Raw genomic sequence first — 17114 nt, forward strand, 5'->3', positions numbered from 1 at the left:
AAAGCCTGCTAATGCAAGCTTTTTCCAAGTAGCGAGAGGGGGAGTCGAACCCTCGACACTACGGGTATGAACCGTATGCTCTAGCCAACTGAGCTATCTCGCCATAATTATGAAGTTGGTATGGGGCCTACAGGGCTCGAACCTGTGACCCTCTGCTTGTAAGGCAGATGCTCTCCCAGCTGAGCTAAGACCCCATATTCAGCGGGTTTCAGGTTTTCCCTCAACCCGCTTTGCTATTATACAATTAAACTCCATAAAATGTCAACAGTTTTTTTGACATTTTTTAAATTTTTTTATTTCTTCCAAAAATACATGGTTTTTATTTAAAGTAGGCCACGCCGGATTCAAAGATCTTCATATCCTGTTCCCCGTAAATATTCACAGCCACACCGTCGTCACGACGTTCGGAATGGGCCATCTTGCCAAGTACACGTCCGTCCGGGCTGGTAATACCTTCAATGGCCTGATAAGAGCCGTTTACATTCCACTCTTCATCATTTACCAGCAGATTTCCGTCCGCATCCACGTATCTGGTTGCCACCTGTCCGTTTGCCGCCAGTTTGGACAGCCACTCCTGTCCGGCAACGAAACGGCCCTCACCGTGAGAAGCAGGATTACAGTACACGCCGCCCAGTTCTGCCATCTGCAGCCATGGGGACTTGTTGCTTACCACCTTCGTATAAACCATTTTGGAGATATGACGTCCCACTGTATTGTAAGTCAGGGTCGGAGAATCTTCTTTCTGGCCTGTAATTTCTCCGTAAGGAACCAGTCCCAGTTTAATCAGCGCCTGGAAACCGTTACAGATACCAAGAGCCAGTCCGTCTCTTTCCTGAAGAAGTTTTGTCACAGCTTCTTTTAATTTCTCGTTCTGGAAGGCAGTAGCAAAGAACTTGGCGGATCCGTCGGGTTCATCGCCTGCGGAGAATCCGCCGGGGAACATGATCATCTGCGCCTGGCTGATGGATTTTTCAAAAATCTCCACTGAATCACGGATGTCTTCTGCGGTCAGGTTCTTAAATACCTTCACATCCACTTCTGCCCCTGCCCGCTCAAAGGCTCTGGTGCTGTCGTATTCGCAGTTGGTTCCCGGGAACACAGGGATGAAGACTCTCGGTTTTGCCACTTTATTTTTACAGATGTAAATTTCTTTCGCCTGATAAACTTCCTTTGCATAGTCCTCTTCTTTCTGAGGTTCTTCCTGGGAATGGGTTTTAAATACGCCTTCCAGGGTTTTATTCCAGGCGTTCAGAGCTTCTTCCATGGTAATTTCCGTATTGGAATAAGAGAATTTACCGTCTCCTGTCACCTCACCGATCACCGTATAGGTGCTGGCCAGTTCTCCTACCTTTCCGTCTTTTACTTCACAGAGCAGATCACCGAAGCCCGGAGCGAAGAAATCTCTCGGATCTAAATTATGTTCAATTTTAACGCCCATGTGGTTTCCAAAGGCCATTTTGCTTACTGCCGCTGCAATTCCGTGACGATCTAAGGCATAAGCAGAAACCACTCTGCCTTTCTGCATATCTTCATGCAGTCTTCCATACAGATCCATCACTGCCGGATAGTCCGGAAGATCGTAAGCGTCTTTCGGCAGACGAATCCATACCAGTTTGTTTCCGGCTTCTTTTAATTCCGGTGTAATGACGTCTTTTTCCTTTGCCACATCCACGGCGAAAGATACCAGTGTGGGGGGAACGTCAATTTCATTAAAGCTTCCGGACATACTGTCCTTTCCGCCGATGGAAGGAAGGCCGAATCCCATCTGTGCCGCATAAGCGCCCAGAAGAGCGGCAAAAGGCTGGCTCCATCTTTCCGGATCTTCTGTCATTCTGCGGAAATACTCCTGGAAAGTAAAACGGATCTTTTTATAATCTCCCCCTGCTGCCACAATTCTGGCCACCGATTCGGTCACTGCATAGACCGCTCCGTGATAAGGACTCCAGCTGGACAGATAGGGATCAAATCCATAACTCATCATGGTAACTGTTTCGGTCTTTCCATTGGCAACCGGAACCTTGGCAACCATTGTCTGGGTTTCTGTCATCTGATATTTTCCTCCATAGGGCATCAGAACACTGCCGGCTCCGATGGAGCTGTCGAACATTTCCACCAGGCCTTTCTGGGAGCAGGTATTTAAGTCAGACAGGGTTTCCAGCCATTTTCCTTTTACATCGGCAACGTCCGGACGATCCGCGAACAGATTTCCCTCTTTTTTCGGTATATCCACTGCTACCTTTGTCTCCTGGTGAGCGCCGTTGGTATCCAGGAAAGCTCTGGAAATATTCACAATCTCTTTTCCGCGCCATTCCAGTACCAGACGGGGTTCTTCTGTAACAACGGCAACTTCCACTGCTTCCAGGTTCTCCTCGTTGGCATATGCCAGGAATTTCTCCACATCTTTTTTATCTACAACCACAGCCATACGCTCCTGGGATTCGGAAATGGCGATTTCCGTTCCGTCCAGTCCTGCGTATTTTTTAGGAACTTTATCCAGATTTACACGAAGGCCTGCTGCCAGTTCTCCGATAGCTACAGAAACGCCGCCGGCTCCGAAGTCGTTGCATTTCTTTATAATCGCACTGACTTCTTCTCTGCGGAACATGCGCTGAATCTTACGTTCTGTAGGTGCGTTTCCTTTCTGAACTTCCGCTCCGCAGACTTCAATGGAGGCTTCCGTATGCACTTTTGAAGAACCGGTTGCTCCGCCGATACCGTCGCGTCCGGTACGTCCGCCCAGAAGGATGATAATATCTCCCGGATCGGAGTTCTCACGAATGACGGCCCTTCTGGGAGCTGCGCCTAAGACAGCGCCGATTTCCATTCTTTTGGCCACATAATTGGGATGGTAAACTTCTTTTACATAGCCTGTGGCAAGACCGATCTGGTTTCCGTAGGAGCTGTATCCGTGAGCGGCCCCGCGAACCAGTTTCTTCTGGGGAAGTTTGCCCTTCATGGTTTCTTTTACAGATATTGTGGGGTCTGCCGCACCGGTTACGCGCATTGCCTGGTAAACATAAGTTCTTCCTGACAGAGGATCCCGGATAGCGCCTCCCAGACAGGTGGCAGCGCCTCCGAAAGGCTCAATTTCCGTAGGATGGTTGTGGGTTTCATTTTTAAAGTTAATCAGCCACTCTTCTTCTTTTCCGTCCACATCTACCGGCACCACGATGCTGCAGGCATTGATTTCATCGGATTCTTCCTGATCCTGCAGTTTTCCTTCCGCCTTTAATTTCTTCATGGCCATCAGCGCCAGATCCATCAGACAGATAAATTTATCATCCCTGTCTTTGTAAATGACAGCCCGATCTGCCAGATATTTCTCATAGGTCTTTACAATGGGATCTTTATAGTCTCCCTCTTTAAAGGAAACCTCTGTAAGCTCCGTGGAAAAGGTGGTATGACGGCAGTGGTCAGACCAGTAGGTATCCAGTACGCGGATTTCCGTAACGGAAGGATCTCTCTTTTCTTCGTTTCTAAAATAGTTCTGAATATGCAGGAAGTCTTTAAAGGTCATGGCCAGATTTAAAGAGGCATATAATTCCTGCAGTTTCCCTTCTTCCATCTCACAGAAACCTTCAAAAGTCTTCACATCTTCCGGCTCCGGGAACTGGGTAATTAAGGTTTCCGGCTTTTCCAGTCCTGTTTCTCTGGAGTCTACCGGGTTGATGCAGTGATTCTTGATAGCTTCCAGCTCCTGATCAGAGATTTCTCCCTCAATCACATAGGTGGTGGCAGAACGGATCACCGGCTGTGCGTCTTCCTTTAAGAACTGCACGCACTGTACAGCGGAATCGGCTCTCTGGTCAAACTGGCCCGGCAGGTATTCCACAGAAAATACCCGGGAATTTTCGCTCAAATCAAAGGTTTCCAAATATAAATCATCCACAGGAGGCTCTGCAAATACGGTATGGCAGGCTTTTTCAAAAACATCCTGAGAAAGATTCTCCACGTCGTACCGAATCAGCACTCTGACACGGGTAACGGTTTTAATTCCAAGATAACTGCTGATTTCATGTTTCAGTTCCTTTGCCTGTACTACAAAGGCAGGTTTTTTCTCCACATAAACACGTCTTACGTTACTCATAGAAATATTCCTTTCTTTTCACTTTTTGTGTTTTCGTTTTCTTGCAGCTTTATCTATTTTATAGTATCATAAGAAATATCATTAGTAAAATTAATATATCTTATATTTTTTATAATCTGTTATAATAAAAGGAGTTTTATGAATATTAATCTGGAATTATACCGGGCTTTCTACTATGTGGCGGTCACCTTAAGTTTTTCTGAAGCTTCCCGCCAGCTTTACATTTCCCAGTCAGCGGTCAGTCAGTCGGTAAAAACCCTGGAGAAAAAACTGGGACGGCAGTTATTTATCCGAAGTACCAAAAAAGTCACCCTCACTCCTGACGGAGAACTTCTCCTCTCTCACATTGAACCGGCTATCCGCATGATTACGGAGGGAGAGGCCTTACTGACCCATGAGGACTCCATTCAGGGACAGCTTCGCATCGGAGCCAGCGATACTATCTGCCGCTATTTTCTCCTTGATTATTTAAAACAGTTTCATCAGGATTATCCGGACGTACAGATTCAGGTGACAAACAGTACTTCCATCGGATGCGCCAAGCTTCTGGACAACGGGCAGGTGGATTTCATTATTTCCAACTTTCCCAATTCCTATTTAAACGCCAGCCATCCCCGGATCCCCCTGAGAGAGTTTCAGGATGTTTTTACCGCTCATCCTTCCTGCTTTCCTCTGGATTCCAGAACCCTTTCCTTAAAGGAACTGCTGGATTACCCGATTCTGACCCTTACCAAGCACAGTGTCACCAGTGAATATCTTTATGAACATTTCCAGAACCACGGACTGAAACTGGTGCCCGAGGTGGAGTTAAGCAGCAACGATTTACTGGTGGATATGGCCCAAATCGGCCTGGGAATCGCCTTCGTGCCGGACTATATGTTAAAAAAGAATACGGAACTGATTTCTCTGTCCATTCAGGAGCCACTGCCGCCCAGAAAGCTGGTGCTGGTTCATCCGAAGACCGGACATATGACTCCCGTGGCAGAGAAATTTATGGAATATTTTTAAGGAGGATTTATGGAAATACAGAAATTTACAGAACTTATGGATCTGGCAGAACGCTTAAAGGATACGCCCCGCCATTCCTGGACTTCCCGGGGACGCAGGGAGAGCGTGGCAGAGCATAGCTGGCGTCTGGCTCTGATGGGAATTTTTATGAAAGATGAGTTTCCGGAAATACAGATGGAAAAACTTTTAAAAATGTGTATTCTGCACGATATGGGGGAAGCTTTCACCGGAGACATTCCCGCCTTTGAAAAGACAAAACAGGATTCCCTAACGGAAGAACAGGCGCTCTCTTCCTGGATAGAAACCCTGCCTTCTCCTTATAAGGAAGAATTTGGGGATTTATATCAGGAAATGAACTGTCTGGAAACTCTGGAGGCCAGGGTCTGCAAAGCCCTGGATAAAATGGAAGCTCTGATACAGCATAACGAAGCAGACCTGTCCACCTGGCTCCCCCTGGAATATGAGCTCCAGCTTTCCTACGGCGAAAAAGAAGTTCAGTTTTCAGAATACATGAAAACCCTGAAAAAAGAAGTGAATCAGATCTCTCTGGATAAGATTCACAAATCGAAACGCCGCAGATGATTCTCTCATCATGCGGCGTCTTTTACCACTTATTTTACTACTGCGATGACTTCTACTTCGCAAAGTACGTTTTTGGGAAGTGTTTTCACTGCCACGCAGGAGCGTGCCGGTTTATTCACAAAATATTTTGCGTAAATCTCATTAAAGGCTGCGAAATCACCCATGTCAGCCAGGAAACAGGTGGTTTTCACTGCATTTTCATAGCTGCTTCCGGCCTCTTTTAAAACTTCGCCCAGGTTTTTCATAACCTGTTCTGCCTGAACTTCGATGGTATCACCTGCAACTTCCCCGGTGGCCGGATCTACCGGAATCTGTCCGGAGCTGTATACCATATCTCCCACAATAATTGCCTGTGAATAAGGGCCGATTGCTGCCGGCGCTTTCTCTGTCTGTACTACTTTCATCTTTTCATGCTCCTTTCCTTAGGTCGTACGTTTTTCAATATTGTACCGAAAAATAAGGAGCGGGTCAAGATTCCCCACGCAATTCTCTTTCCAGTTCCGCCATGGTTTTCTGGTAAATTGGGTGTCTTAAATAAGGGGCAATTTCCGCCATGGGCGTTAAGACAAATTCCCTTTTATGCATTTCCACATGGGGAATAATTAAGTCCTCATCTTCAAATACTTCTTTGTCGTACATCAGAATATCCAGATCCAGTGTTCTGGGTCCCCAGTGGATCACCCTTTTCCTTCCTGCTTTTTTCTCTATTTTATGGAGAAATTCCAGAAGTCCGTGAGGAGTTAAAAGCGTATCCACTTCCATACAGGCATTTAAAAAATCATCCTGCTCTACGCCTCCATAGGGAGCCGTATTTATATAAGAAGAAACTTTTCTTACCACGCAGTTCTCATTTTTCTTAATATCTTCTACCGCCATATCCAGATACCCTTTTCTGTCCCCCATATTGGAACCCAGGGCAAGATAAGCCCTGTGCCAGCTTCTTTCAATCTTAACGGAGACGTCTTTTAAAGGCAGCCCCACCGGAGCCCAGGGTTTCTTCACTTCCACCTGTACCCTTTTAATTTTCTGGCTCTTGGTTAAAAGCGTCCTGGCCACACTTTCTGCAGCCGTCTCAATCAGTTTCCAGGTATGCGTTGTAAAATGCTCTGTTACTAAGTGACTGACTGTTCCATAATCAATGGAAAGCTCCAGATCATCTTTTCCTCCTGCTTTATGGGTATCTGTTTCCATTAAAATCGTTACCAGAAATTTCTGCCCCAGTTTATTCTCTTCTGGAAATACACCATGTCTGGCGAAAATCTCCAGATCCCGAATCCATATCTGATCCATATTCATCCCCCTATTTTCCCAGAATTGCTTCTGTCATATCAATGACTCTTTTATTTTCCTTTACATCATGAACCCGTACAAAGGCGCATCCCTTTAATACGCCCAATACAGTCGTCGCCAGAGTTCCCTCCACTCTTTCACTGGAAGGCAGATCCAGCGTCAGGCCAATGACCGATTTTCTGGAAGTGGCCAGCAGCACCGGGCATCCCAGTTTATGAAGCTCTTCCACTCTGTTAATGGCCTCCAGATTATTTTCGTAAGTTTTTCCAAATCCCACTCCCGGATCAGTTATGATGTTTTCCTTGCGGACTCCGGCCTTCGTTACCAAATCAATGCTGCTTTGAAGTTCATTGAGCATATCATCCATGAAATTGCCGTATACGGCTTCTTTTTTATTATGCATCAGACAGCACACCGCCTGGGTCTCGGCCATAATCCGGGGCATTTGGGGATCTCCTTTGGCCCCCCAGATGTCGTTGATAAGGGCGGCTCCCGCCTTTACGGCTTCCTTTGCCACCTGGGATTTATATGTGTCCACAGAAACCGGCACGTCGAACCGGCTGCTTACTGCCTCGATTACCGGCAGGATCCGTTCCATTTCTTCCTGATCGGAGATCCTGGTATGACCCGGTCTGGTGGATTCTCCTCCAATATCAATAATGGCAGCTCCTTCTTCTATCATCTGCTGTGCATGGAACAGGGCTTTCTCCCTGTCCAGCCACAGACCTCCGTCTGAAAAAGAATCCGGAGTCACATTTAAAATTCCCATAATATACGTTTTGTTTTCTATGTCAAACTCTTTTGTCCCGATTTTCATTTTTTTCCTCCCACGGCCTGTTATATCTGAATTTCCCGGTTTTTCTTCTGACTGTCCCAGTTGCACCCGGGCTCTGCCGGACAGTCGAAACAGTTTCTGGACTTTTTATCTGCCAGATAAAGCAGCCGTCCCAGACTTCCTTCTGTGCGGCTTTCCTCTTTCGCCTTACTTCTGTGGGCCAGAATTGCATCCATAATCTTTCTGGTTTCTTCCGGGTCAAATCCACAGTCCGGAAGAATCTTCTCTGCCAGAAGGGCGCTTCCCTGCTCATGGGAAAGACCCGTTCGATTCTGCATCTCTCTTCCCAGATCATGAAGGAGGGCCGCTGCGTAAATCCATTCCTTCTCATATCCCAGATGTTCTTCCAGATTCCATATATAAGCGATTCTGGCCACATCCAGACAATGGGTAAGCAAATGACCGCAGAACTCTCTGTCCCTTTCCTGAACAGCCAGAGCCTCTGCCGTTTTTATGTACAGGGGGTGCTTTCTGATTTGATTCACCCGTTTCATCTCTCATATCCGCCCTTTTCTTCTATTTAATCATATCCATAAACATTTTCTGCATATGGTAATCCTCCTGGAAGCAGCCTCTGGTGGCCATGGTCACGGTTTTGCTTCCCGGCTTCTTAATTCCCCGCATGGTCATACAGGTATGTTCTGCCTCAATTACCACCATCACCCCTTTTGGATTTAAGTTGCGTTCCAGGGCGTCTGCTATCTGAGTGGTCAGCTTTTCCTGAATCTGCGGTCTTCTGGCGTAAACTTCCACAGTTCTTGCCAGCTTGCTTAATCCCGCTACTTTATTGCTTGGTATGTAAGCCACATGGGCTTTTCCATAAAAGGGGAGTAAATGGTGCTCGCAGGTAGAATAAAAAGTGATGTCCTTTTCCAGAACCATTTCACTGTTGTCCACCGTAAACTGTTTCTTTAAGTGCTGGTCTCCGTCTTCGTTCAGACCGCCGTAAATTTCTTCGCACATCCGTGCAATTCTCTCCGGTGTTTCCAACAGTCCTTCTCTGTTTACATCTTCTCCGATGCCTTCCAGAAGAAGGCGCACACCTTCCATAATTTTTTCTTTATCCATAAAAAAATCCTCCTTTGTTTCCGGAGAATGTTTTTCACACAAAAAAACACCTCCATCTTGTGATAGAACATATGTCGAAAAATATTCCCTCCACAATATGAGATGTTCTCCTATATTGTTGCAACGGGTGCGGATTCTGCATCGTAAGACGAGCTTTTCGTTTCGGCGGCAACTCCCCATCCACTGAACACTTGACGCACAAAATCCTATTTTGCATATTTTTTCTATCCTGTGACAGTACTACCTATCTTTCCCCATTCTATCACATTCTCCTGACAACTTCTACCTGTAATCGAAAAATCTTTACAAACTTACCAGTCTTTTTCCCGGTTTTCTTCCCCGGCTTTGATGTCCATCCCATAATACAGGGAAAACTGCACCCGAATCATCGCTCCCTTTCTGACTTTTTCATGGATCTCCATCCCGTTTATATACTCGTTATCCACCGAAATTTCCCAGCCGGATCCTTCAAAAAAGTCTCCCGTCCCAAGGGAATCCGCCCGGTGTTCCCTCTCCTCATATCCTGCTTCTTCCAGTTTCTCCCGGAGGTTTGCCGAAATCCGGAAGCCTTCTGTGATACCCGGCTTTAAAACCTGATCCAGATATTCTTCCTCCTGTCCGCTTCTTCTCCTGCCTCCCGCACTTTTGCAGACACCCGCATATCCCTTCTCTTCCATAGCTTTCAGCATGACTTCCTTAATACTGGCCCCTTCTTCAAAGGAAACCGGACTGATAAAATATGTTCCCAGCCCCAGGGATTGTGCTTCCAGACTGAACAGAGCTGTTCCCTTCCCGGTTCCGTAATAAAAAATACTTTCTATGGTAGTTTTTCTTCCTTCGCTGTCTGTCACTGTAATCGTAACCACATTTTCCCCGTCGGCAAGCATAAGCTCATAATAGGCTCTTCCTTCCAGACTTCCTTCTGCCTGCAAAAGTTCTCCGTTTCCTTCCACTGTCTGGTAACTTTCTCCCAGAGGATTTCCCTGATAGTCCCTTCCTTCCACATAAAACCGTTTTATCTTTTCTGTCACCAGTTCCTCTGACTGTAAATCTGTCTCAATTTCCGGATATTTTCCCTCCTGGACATCTTCCTGTGCTTCCGTCTTTTCTCCCTGCTCTGTCTCTGAAGCTTCCGTCTCTTTCCCTTCCTCTTCCTTTTCTGTCTGAAGGGCCAGAGGGCTGGTTTTTATCCTTTCTGTTTCTGTAAATTCTGTTTTCGGCTGCAGTAAGTCCAAAGATTCTTCCTTTAAATTCCCTGTCTCCTCTTCCACCATCTCTTCTTCCGACGGATCTCCTGGTACATTTCCCTTCTCTTTAGGGTCTTTTGCATCCACCGCCGGCCGGCCAGCTTCTTCTTTTGTCTCCTCTTTTGGGTTTTCTTCTTTCGGTATATCTGTCTGTTCCTGCTTTTGTAAAGCCAAAACCTCCCCGTCCTGTTCCCCGGTTTTCCCTGGAAATAAAAGGATACAAAAACACAGGAAAATCAATCCCGCCATTTTCCTGTGTCTTTTTATTTTTCCCATATATAATCTCATCCCCTGTGTACCTAACCCTGTTTATAACAAGAGCTATTGTACATAATAAGGTTTTTGTCTACAATACCGGCTTCAGTTTGTTGCTTCCCGGCGGCTCTTCCAGAAAGCCTCTATCCGGGGCTCCAGGCTGTCCAGGCCGCACACCTGAAAATCATTCCATTCTTCCGGAAAAAGCCGTCGGTAGGAGGACTCCAGAAAGCGTTGGTCCAGAAGGAGAATGACCCCTTCGTCCTCTCTGCTGCGGATGACCCGTCCCGCTGCCTGAAGTACCTTGTTCATTCCCGGGAAGCGATAGGCATAATCGAATCCGTTCTCCCCTGCCTTATCATAAAATTGTTTCAGAATCTCTCTTTCCCTGCTGATTTGGGGCAGCCCTGTGCCTACAATAACGGCGCCGATTAACTGCTCCCCTGTAAGATCAATCCCCTCCGAAAAGATTCCTCCCATAACGCAAAAGCCTACCAGCGTTCCCCGGCTGTTTTGAAAGTTTTCCAGAAAGGCTTCTCTTTGCGCTTCTTTCATTCCCGGTTCCTGGAGCAGACAACGCACTCCCTCTTCTTCTGCCATCTGCTGATAGATTTCATAAACCTCTTCCATTAACTGATAGGAGGGAAAGAAGACCATATAATTCCCTTCTCTGTGTCGGACTGTCTTTTGGATATATCCGGCAATTTTCCGGTATTCCTCTTCCCCTCTTCTGGTATAACGGCTGCTTACATCTCTTCCGACCAGAAGACTTCTGTTTTCCCTGGGAAAAGGAGACTTTGCGCATACGGCATAATCCCTGCTTTCTGTGCTGAAAAGTCTTTTATAGTATCCCATAGGAAGCAGGGTCGCGGAAAAGAAGACGGCACATCTCGCCCGGTGAATACAGTCCTGCAGGTTTTTCGCCGGATTTACGCAAAACAGTTTGATTTGGAAATCTCCGTCCTCTGTCAGTTCTCCGTAGATGACATAGTTCTCATCTAACAGCTCCGAAACATTTAAAAAATCCCGGATTTTAAAGTAAAAATCCAGAACTGCTTTTCCTGTCTCTTCATCAGGGGGAGCTTCCAGAAACTTCTCCGCCTCGCCGGTAAAGTTCAGCATGTCTAAAAGAAGGTTGCCCACGTTGGGGTAGATCTCATATTCCCGGCATTCTCTTTTATATTCCAGCAGTTTCCGGTTTATCTTCTCTAACAGCCTGGTCAGTTTCCGGCTGCTTCCTTTTATCTGCCTCTTTATTTCCAGCACCTGGCTTTTACTTATACCGGCGCTGTACATCTCTCTTCCTCTGTCCACCAGGTTGTGAGCCTCATCAATGAGAATAATCCCATCCCCTTTGCTCCCTTCTTTAAAAAACCGTTTCAGACGGACATTGGGATCAAAAACATAGTTGTAATCGCAGATTATCCCATCCACCCAGGAAGCCAGATCCAGACAGAGCTCAAAAGGGCAGACCTGCCATTTCCTGGCCTGTTCTAAAATCCGCTCCCGATCATAGGCGTCTTCCCGTGTCCACAACTGGTAAACAGCGTCATTAATCCGGTCAAAATGGCCTTTGGCATAAGGACATTGCCGGGGCGTACATGCCATTTCTTCACAGAGACAGAGTTTCTCTTTGGCTGTAATGGTGATCGTCTTGAAACTTAACCCCTTCTCTTTTAAAATCCGAAAAGCCTCCTCGGCTACCGTTCTGGTAATGGTCTTTGCCGTCAGATAGAAAATCCGATCCCCCATACCTTCCCCCATGGCCCGTACTGCCGGAAAGACGGCAGACATGGTTTTTCCCACTCCCGTGGGCGCCTGGATAAAAATCTGTCTCTCTTTTTTTATCGTATGGTATACGCCGGCTACAATCTCCCTCTGGCCCTTCCGGTAAGGAAAAGGAAACTCCATTCCCTCCATGGAATGGTTTCTCTTCTTTTCCCAGCGGTATTGATAATCAGCCCACTGAAAATATTTATCCATTAAATCCCGGTACCATTCTTCCAGTCTGGCAAGGGAAAATTCCTCCCGAAATCTCCGGACTTCTTCTGTTTCCAGATTGCAGTAGGTCATCTGAATTCCGATGTGTTCCAGATTTCTGTCTGACGCGTACATCCAGGCATAGCACATCGCCTGGGCACGGTGTACGAAAATCGGTTCTTCCAGCAGGGAAAGATCCAGGTAAACGCCCTTAATTTCATCGATAAATATCTGTTCCTTTTCCTGCAGGATTCCGTCGGCTCTTCCTTCTACCCGGATAATAAAATTTTCGTATTCATTGTCCCGGGACAGGGTTACTTCCGCCTGATAGTCCCCGCCCATGCGGCCCTGAATCTTCCTGTGGATCCGGCTGCCCTTCAGCATTGCTTCCCTATCCGACCATCCGCCTTTTTTATTGTCTAAGTCCCCGCTTCTGAAGATAAACTCCACCAGATTTCTCACAGAAATCTTCAGAACTTTTTTGCTGTCTGTCTCCATTTCTTCTTCGCCCCACAAAAGGAAAACCTGCTGCAGCCGGTCATTCCTCTGATATGAAAAAAGAGTACGCTGTATCCACCCCGTTCAGGGATGTGAATACTTCTCAGCCGTACTCTTTCCTTCTCTGATTTCAAATACTTTAAGCAACTGCAAATTTACGGATGCTGTTTAAAAACTTCTCATCTTCTCCGTAACACTTTACCGTAAGCACACGGGTTAAGTCCATGCTTAAGATTCCAAGAATCGATTTTGCATCAATGGTAACCCGGTTATAAAAAATATCAATGTCAAAATCGCACTTGGTAGCTGCCGCAACAAATTCTCTCACATCTTCTGTCTCTGTTAATTTAATCTGACATTCCATCATAACATTGTCCTCCCTTCCAAGGCAAAACAGAACTTCTGCCTTTCCGTTAAGAAAGTGTTTTTGATTTCTCTTTGCTATTTTACTCATAGAAGTCCAATTGTCAATACTCTTCAAATATTATTAACATTTTTTGTCATTTTCCACTTCTTTTTCAGATACTCCTGACTGTCTTTAGCAACTTTTACTAATTTTAATTCTGAAATTCTACCATACAGTCTCTGTATTTTAAAGGCAGCATTTGTTTCTGCAGCCTGGGATTCTCCCGTTCTTTTATGGAAATGCTGTGAAAGAACTCTTCCCAGAGTTCCTCGTATTCCCCTTTCTGATGACAGGTCCGGTCATATCGGGAAGACAGGACTACGTTCTTTTTCAACTGGATTCCCCCGTCTTTCACATGAAGCAGGGCTGTTTTCCTTCCTGTATCCAGAATCATCCAGTTTTCCCCGGGAAACCGGCTGGAAAAGTGAGGCGCCAGCAGAAGAAGCAAATCGCTGTCGGGATGAATTTCTGCCACAAGCCTGTCCCCTTCCACCTCCCGGAATCTGAGAAACCCGAGCATATGATGATATTCATACCAGACCTTCTGATACAGTCTGGCGACGGTACGGATATAGGGATTTCTCAGATTCTGCATCACATAGGGATTGGGTCTTGTCCTTCCCAGTCCCTCCACAAGGGTCTGATATATGGCGGTTCCCTTTTCTTCCTCACTGGCCGCCGCCGCATAACAGATCTCCTCATACACTTTCTCCCCCAGTTTTCTGCGGATCGTATGGTCCACCTTCCGATACTTTTCCTCATCTTTCGCTACCTGGTGATACTCACAGAAAAATTCCAGATTATCCGGTTCCCTGGTTCTTATTTCTACCTGGGAATGGGGATGTTTCCCGCTCCACGCCTCATAAACGGCGGTAAAGATGCCCTCCAGATCATTCTCGCAAAGATAAATCTGCCGATTGTTCAATGGTTCTCCCCCTTTCTTATCTCAAAACCTTCCTGCTCCTCCCAGCTCCCAGAAAGACATCTGGTGAAAGTCTCTTCCCTGATGATCTTTCCAGTCTCTGGGATCCAGGATATTCCGTAAAATATAATCCGCCTCCATGGGCGTAGAATACAGCATTTTCCCGTTGCAGGTGATAAAATACAGAGCTCTCTTTAAAACCACGCCTATTTTTTTCAGATGTTCAAAATCCAGCCCTCCGTATCTTCTCGCTCCTATAATTCTCCAGGCAGACTTGGTTCCGATTCCCGGCACCCTCAGCAGAGTATGATAGTCCGCCGTGTTAATTTCCACCGGAAATTCTTCCAGATGATTCAAAGCCCAGTTGCATTTGGGATCTATCAGCACATTGAAATTGGGCTGTCCGGGTGTCAGAAGTTCAGAAGCCTTAAATTCATAAAACCGAAGCAGCCAGTCCGCCTGATAGAGACGGTGCTCCCGTAAAAGAGGCGGCCCCTGGGGAAGAGCAGGGAGATCTCTATCGGGATTGACCGCCACAAAGGCCGAATAAAACACTCTTTTTAGGGAAAATTTCTGATACAGGGATTCTGCCACAGATAAAATCTCATAATCACTTTCTCCCGTAGCTCCCACAATCATCTGCGTACTTTGTCCTGCAGGAACGAAACGGGGACTGTGGCGGTACAGGGTCAGCTCTCTTTTATTTTCCTGTGCGCGAAGCTGAATCGCCTTCATAGGTTTTAAAATGGTAGTTCTGCTCTTATGGGGTGCCAGCTTCTTAAGCCCTTCTGCTGTGGGAAATTCCAGATTGATACTCATACGGTCAGCCAGAAATCCCGCCTGGGAAATCAGTTCCTGACTGGCTCCCGGAATGGCCTTCAGATGTATATACCCCTGAAATCCGTACTTATTCCGAAGCAGCCAGACCGCCTTTATCATCTGTTCCATGGTTTCGTCGGGACTTCCCTTCACGCCGGAGCTTAAAAAGAGCCCTTCAATAAAATTTCTCCTGTAAAACTCCATGGTCAGCCGACAGATTTCCTCCGGGGTGAAGGTGGCTCTTTCAATATCATTGGAAACCCGGTTTAAGCAGTACTTACAGTCAAATACACATTCGTTGGTCATCAGGATCTTCAGAAGGCTGATACACCTGCCGTCTGCGGAAAAACTGTGACAAATACCGGAGGCAAGACAGTTTCCCATGCCTTTTCTGCTTCCCTGTCTGTCCACACCGCTGGAAGTGCAGGCCACATCATATTTTGCCGCATCGGATAAAATCCGCAGCTTCTCTCCCAAAGATTCTCTCTTCTGTATTATGGTTTCCAAATCTTCTCCCTCCAGACAGAACATATGTTTGTTATTATATTAGAACATATGTTCTTATTTGTCAAGAAAAAATCCCGGGAAATACAGACTTCTTTTTTTGTATCTCCCGGGACATCTGTTTCCCAGTGTTTCTGCAATTTATGCTTCTTTCTGAAGTTTTATTAATAAGGAATCAGCATCCTTTAAATATTCATTATGGATCTCATCAAAGGATCCGGTATCCGCTTTCTCAGCATAAGAAATATCAATGGGCATTTTTCCGAGTACCGGAACTTTCAGTTCGCCGGCAATGGCATCAATATCGCTCTTTCCGAAGATCGGGATTTCCTTTCCACAGTCCGGACATTTCACATAGCTGTAGTTTTCCACCAGTCCCAGAATCGGTACGTGCATCATATCCGCCATATTATAGGCTTTTTTCACAATCATTTTTACCAGATCCTGCGGTGAAGAGACAATCACAACTCCGTCCAGAGGAAGGGACTGGAATACAGTCAGCGGTACATCGCCGGTTCCCGGAGGCATATCCACAAACAGATAGTCCAGATTTCCCCAGATTACGTCGGTCCAGAACTGTTTTACCATATTTGCCAGAATCGGACCTCTCCAGATAACAGGAGTCTCTTCTGTGGGAAGAAGGAGATTTACGGATATTACTTTAATGTCGTTTTTAGTCAGCATGGGGTAAATTCCATTGTCGTCAGCCTGAGCCGCACCTTTTAAACCATACATTCTGGGAATGGATGGTCCGGTAATATCTGCGTCCAGGATTCCCACACGATAGCCTTTTTCCGCCATCCGGTTTGCCAGTGATGCTGTAACGAAGGATTTTCCCACTCCGCCTTTTCCGCTGACAACACCGATTACTTTATTAATTTCTGAAAATACATTCAGCGATTCCTGGAAACTCTGTGTTTCCTTGCTCTGTGAGCAGCCTTTGCAGCTTTCTTTGCTGCAGGTTGTACTGTTGCATTCTTTACTCATGAAAGGTTTCCTCTTTTCTTTTATATTTTCTCCTGTAAGTGTCTGTGCGCACTTTGGAATTCTTATTTTATAAAACGGTCAATGGCCTTTTCCAGCTCCTCAATGGCCTCGTGATCTCCGTGTTCCACTGCATCCACAATGCAGTGTTCAATATGATCCTGCAGGATAATTTTCCCTGTATTGTTGATGGCCGATTTGACTGCGGACAGCTGTATCAGAACTTCGCTGCAGTCCCGTCCGCTCTCTACCATCCGTTTAATGGATTCCAGATGACCGATTGCTCTGGAAAGACGGTTCAAGACAGCCTTGGTATGTGCATGGCTGTGCGTATGCCCGTGTCCGTGTTCATGGGAATGGGAGTGCTCAATTACAGTTCCGTCTTCCAGCACATGCCTGTGCACGGTTTTGTTCTCACCCATGATTTCCTCCTTTTGTATCTGTCTTTCCGGTTTTACCCTGTTCATTATACCAGTTGTTTAAATTTCTGTAAAGGAACACCGCTGTTTCATCTGGGAAGTCACAATATCGTATATTATGGTTCCGTCCGCAGCCGGGAGTTTGACAGTTGAATAAATGAAAAATCACTTGTAGGCCTTATAAAACCTGCTTTTTTTGTGTCAAATTTT

Annotated in this window: 15 protein-coding genes, 2 tRNA genes and 1 riboswitch; of the genes, 2 read left to right on the plus strand and 15 right to left on the minus strand. The window is 46.2% G+C overall.

From position 1 onward, the window contains the following. Window positions 1–29: 29 nt before the first annotated feature. The 3 genes from B5F53_RS07065 to B5F53_RS07075 all read right to left on the minus strand — a co-directional run bounded on the left by B5F53_RS07065 (window position 30) and on the right by B5F53_RS07075 (window position 4087). A tRNA-Met gene (locus B5F53_RS07065) sits at window positions 30–103 on the minus strand. A gap of 18 nt (window positions 104–121) precedes the next feature. Then, window positions 122–194, minus strand: a tRNA-Val gene (locus tag B5F53_RS07070). A gap of 125 nt (window positions 195–319) precedes the next feature. Beyond that, window positions 320–4087: a phosphoribosylformylglycinamidine synthase gene (locus B5F53_RS07075; protein ID WP_087221779.1), complete on the minus strand. Its 3768-nt coding sequence runs from the start codon at window positions 4085–4087 to the stop codon at window positions 320–322. Between the two features lie 138 nt (window positions 4088–4225). On the opposite strand from B5F53_RS07075, the gene B5F53_RS07080 reads away from it, so the two are divergent. Together B5F53_RS07080 and B5F53_RS07085 are read left to right on the plus strand one after the other, a co-directional pair. Then, complete coding sequence (locus tag B5F53_RS07080; RefSeq protein WP_087221781.1) at window positions 4226–5095, plus strand: LysR family transcriptional regulator; 870 nt, start codon at window positions 4226–4228, stop codon at window positions 5093–5095. 9 nt (window positions 5096–5104) lie between these two features. Next, window positions 5105–5677 carry an HD domain-containing protein gene (locus B5F53_RS07085; RefSeq protein WP_087221783.1) on the plus strand — a complete coding sequence of 191 codons (573 nt, stop codon included), beginning with the start codon at window positions 5105–5107 and terminating at the stop codon, window positions 5675–5677. A 29-nt stretch (window positions 5678–5706) separates the two neighbouring features. On the opposite strand, the gene B5F53_RS07090 is transcribed toward B5F53_RS07085, so the two are convergent. The 12 genes from B5F53_RS07090 to B5F53_RS07145 all read right to left on the minus strand — a co-directional run bounded on the left by B5F53_RS07090 (window position 5707) and on the right by B5F53_RS07145 (window position 16907). Then, a complete protein-coding gene (locus tag B5F53_RS07090) occupies window positions 5707–6081 on the minus strand; it encodes a RidA family protein (RefSeq protein WP_087221785.1) in 375 nt (124 codons plus the stop codon). Window positions 6082–6145: 64 nt separating this feature from the next. After that, window positions 6146–6967, minus strand: a complete 822-nt coding sequence (folK, locus tag B5F53_RS07095) for a 2-amino-4-hydroxy-6-hydroxymethyldihydropteridine diphosphokinase (RefSeq protein ID WP_087221787.1) — start codon at window positions 6965–6967, stop codon at window positions 6146–6148. Between the two features lie 10 nt (window positions 6968–6977). Then, window positions 6978–7784, minus strand: coding sequence for a dihydropteroate synthase (folP, locus tag B5F53_RS07100; RefSeq protein ID WP_087221789.1), 807 nt, complete (start codon window positions 7782–7784; stop codon window positions 6978–6980). Window positions 7785–7804: 20 nt separating this feature from the next. Further along, a complete protein-coding gene (locus B5F53_RS07105; protein WP_087221791.1) occupies window positions 7805–8296 on the minus strand; it encodes an HD domain-containing protein in 492 nt (163 codons plus the stop codon). Between the two features lie 22 nt (window positions 8297–8318). Then, window positions 8319–8870: a GTP cyclohydrolase I FolE gene (gene folE, locus B5F53_RS07110; RefSeq protein ID WP_087221830.1), complete on the minus strand. Its 552-nt coding sequence runs from the start codon at window positions 8868–8870 to the stop codon at window positions 8319–8321. A gap of 119 nt (window positions 8871–8989) precedes the next feature. Continuing rightward, a riboswitch (THF riboswitch) is annotated at window positions 8990–9086 on the minus strand. Between the two features lie 95 nt (window positions 9087–9181). Continuing rightward, window positions 9182–10291 carry a hypothetical protein gene (locus B5F53_RS07115; protein ID WP_140398220.1) on the minus strand — a complete coding sequence of 370 codons (1110 nt, stop codon included), beginning with the start codon at window positions 10289–10291 and terminating at the stop codon, window positions 9182–9184. 186 nt (window positions 10292–10477) lie between these two features. Further along, on the minus strand, window positions 10478–12868 hold the full coding sequence (locus B5F53_RS07120) for an ATP-dependent DNA helicase (RefSeq protein ID WP_330396171.1): 2391 nt from the start codon (window positions 12866–12868) through the stop codon (window positions 10478–10480). A 121-nt stretch (window positions 12869–12989) separates the two neighbouring features. Next, a complete protein-coding gene (locus B5F53_RS07125; RefSeq protein WP_087221795.1) occupies window positions 12990–13217 on the minus strand; it encodes an HPr family phosphocarrier protein in 228 nt (75 codons plus the stop codon). A gap of 190 nt (window positions 13218–13407) precedes the next feature. Further along, entirely contained in the window at window positions 13408–14181 is a 774-nt protein-coding gene (locus B5F53_RS07130; protein ID WP_087221797.1) for a TIGR03915 family putative DNA repair protein, read from the minus strand. A gap of 21 nt (window positions 14182–14202) precedes the next feature. Then, window positions 14203–15504 carry a putative DNA modification/repair radical SAM protein gene (locus B5F53_RS07135; RefSeq protein ID WP_242970260.1) on the minus strand — a complete coding sequence of 434 codons (1302 nt, stop codon included), beginning with the start codon at window positions 15502–15504 and terminating at the stop codon, window positions 14203–14205. Between the two features lie 138 nt (window positions 15505–15642). Beyond that, window positions 15643–16488, minus strand: coding sequence for an Mrp/NBP35 family ATP-binding protein (locus tag B5F53_RS07140; RefSeq protein ID WP_087221802.1), 846 nt, complete (start codon window positions 16486–16488; stop codon window positions 15643–15645). 62 nt (window positions 16489–16550) lie between these two features. Then, window positions 16551–16907, minus strand: a complete 357-nt coding sequence (locus B5F53_RS07145; RefSeq protein WP_087221804.1) for a metal-sensing transcriptional repressor — start codon at window positions 16905–16907, stop codon at window positions 16551–16553. Between the last annotated feature and the right edge of the window lie 207 nt (window positions 16908–17114).

Source organism: Blautia sp. An249 (assembly GCF_002159835.1).
Taxonomy (GTDB): Bacteria; Bacillota; Clostridia; order Lachnospirales; family Lachnospiraceae; genus Blautia_A; species Blautia_A avistercoris.

Bases quoted from the DNA above. Each gene is read 5' to 3' on its own strand.
- B5F53_RS07125 (WP_087221795.1), bottom strand. From the start codon at position 13,217: ATGATGGAATGTCAGATTAAATTAACAGAGACAGAAGATGTGAGAGAA.
- B5F53_RS07090 (WP_087221785.1), bottom strand. From the start codon at position 6,081: ATGAAAGTAGTACAGACAGAGAAAGCGCCGGCAGCAATCGGCCCTTAT.
- B5F53_RS07075 (WP_087221779.1), bottom strand. From the start codon at position 4,087: ATGAGTAACGTAAGACGTGTTTATGTGGAGAAAAAACCTGCCTTTGTA.
- folE (WP_087221830.1), bottom strand. From the start codon at position 8,870: ATGGATAAAGAAAAAATTATGGAAGGTGTGCGCCTTCTTCTGGAAGGC.
- B5F53_RS07140 (WP_087221802.1), bottom strand. From the start codon at position 16,488: ATGAGTAAAGAATGCAACAGTACAACCTGCAGCAAAGAAAGCTGCAAA.
- B5F53_RS07085 (WP_087221783.1), top strand. From the start codon at position 5,105: ATGGAAATACAGAAATTTACAGAACTTATGGATCTGGCAGAACGCTTA.
- B5F53_RS07105 (WP_087221791.1), bottom strand. From the start codon at position 8,296: ATGAAACGGGTGAATCAAATCAGAAAGCACCCCCTGTACATAAAAACG.
- folP (WP_087221789.1), bottom strand. From the start codon at position 7,784: ATGAAAATCGGGACAAAAGAGTTTGACATAGAAAACAAAACGTATATT.
- B5F53_RS07145 (WP_087221804.1), bottom strand. From the start codon at position 16,907: ATGGGTGAGAACAAAACCGTGCACAGGCATGTGCTGGAAGACGGAACT.
- folK (WP_087221787.1), bottom strand. From the start codon at position 6,967: ATGGATCAGATATGGATTCGGGATCTGGAGATTTTCGCCAGACATGGT.
- B5F53_RS07080 (WP_087221781.1), top strand. From the start codon at position 4,226: ATGAATATTAATCTGGAATTATACCGGGCTTTCTACTATGTGGCGGTC.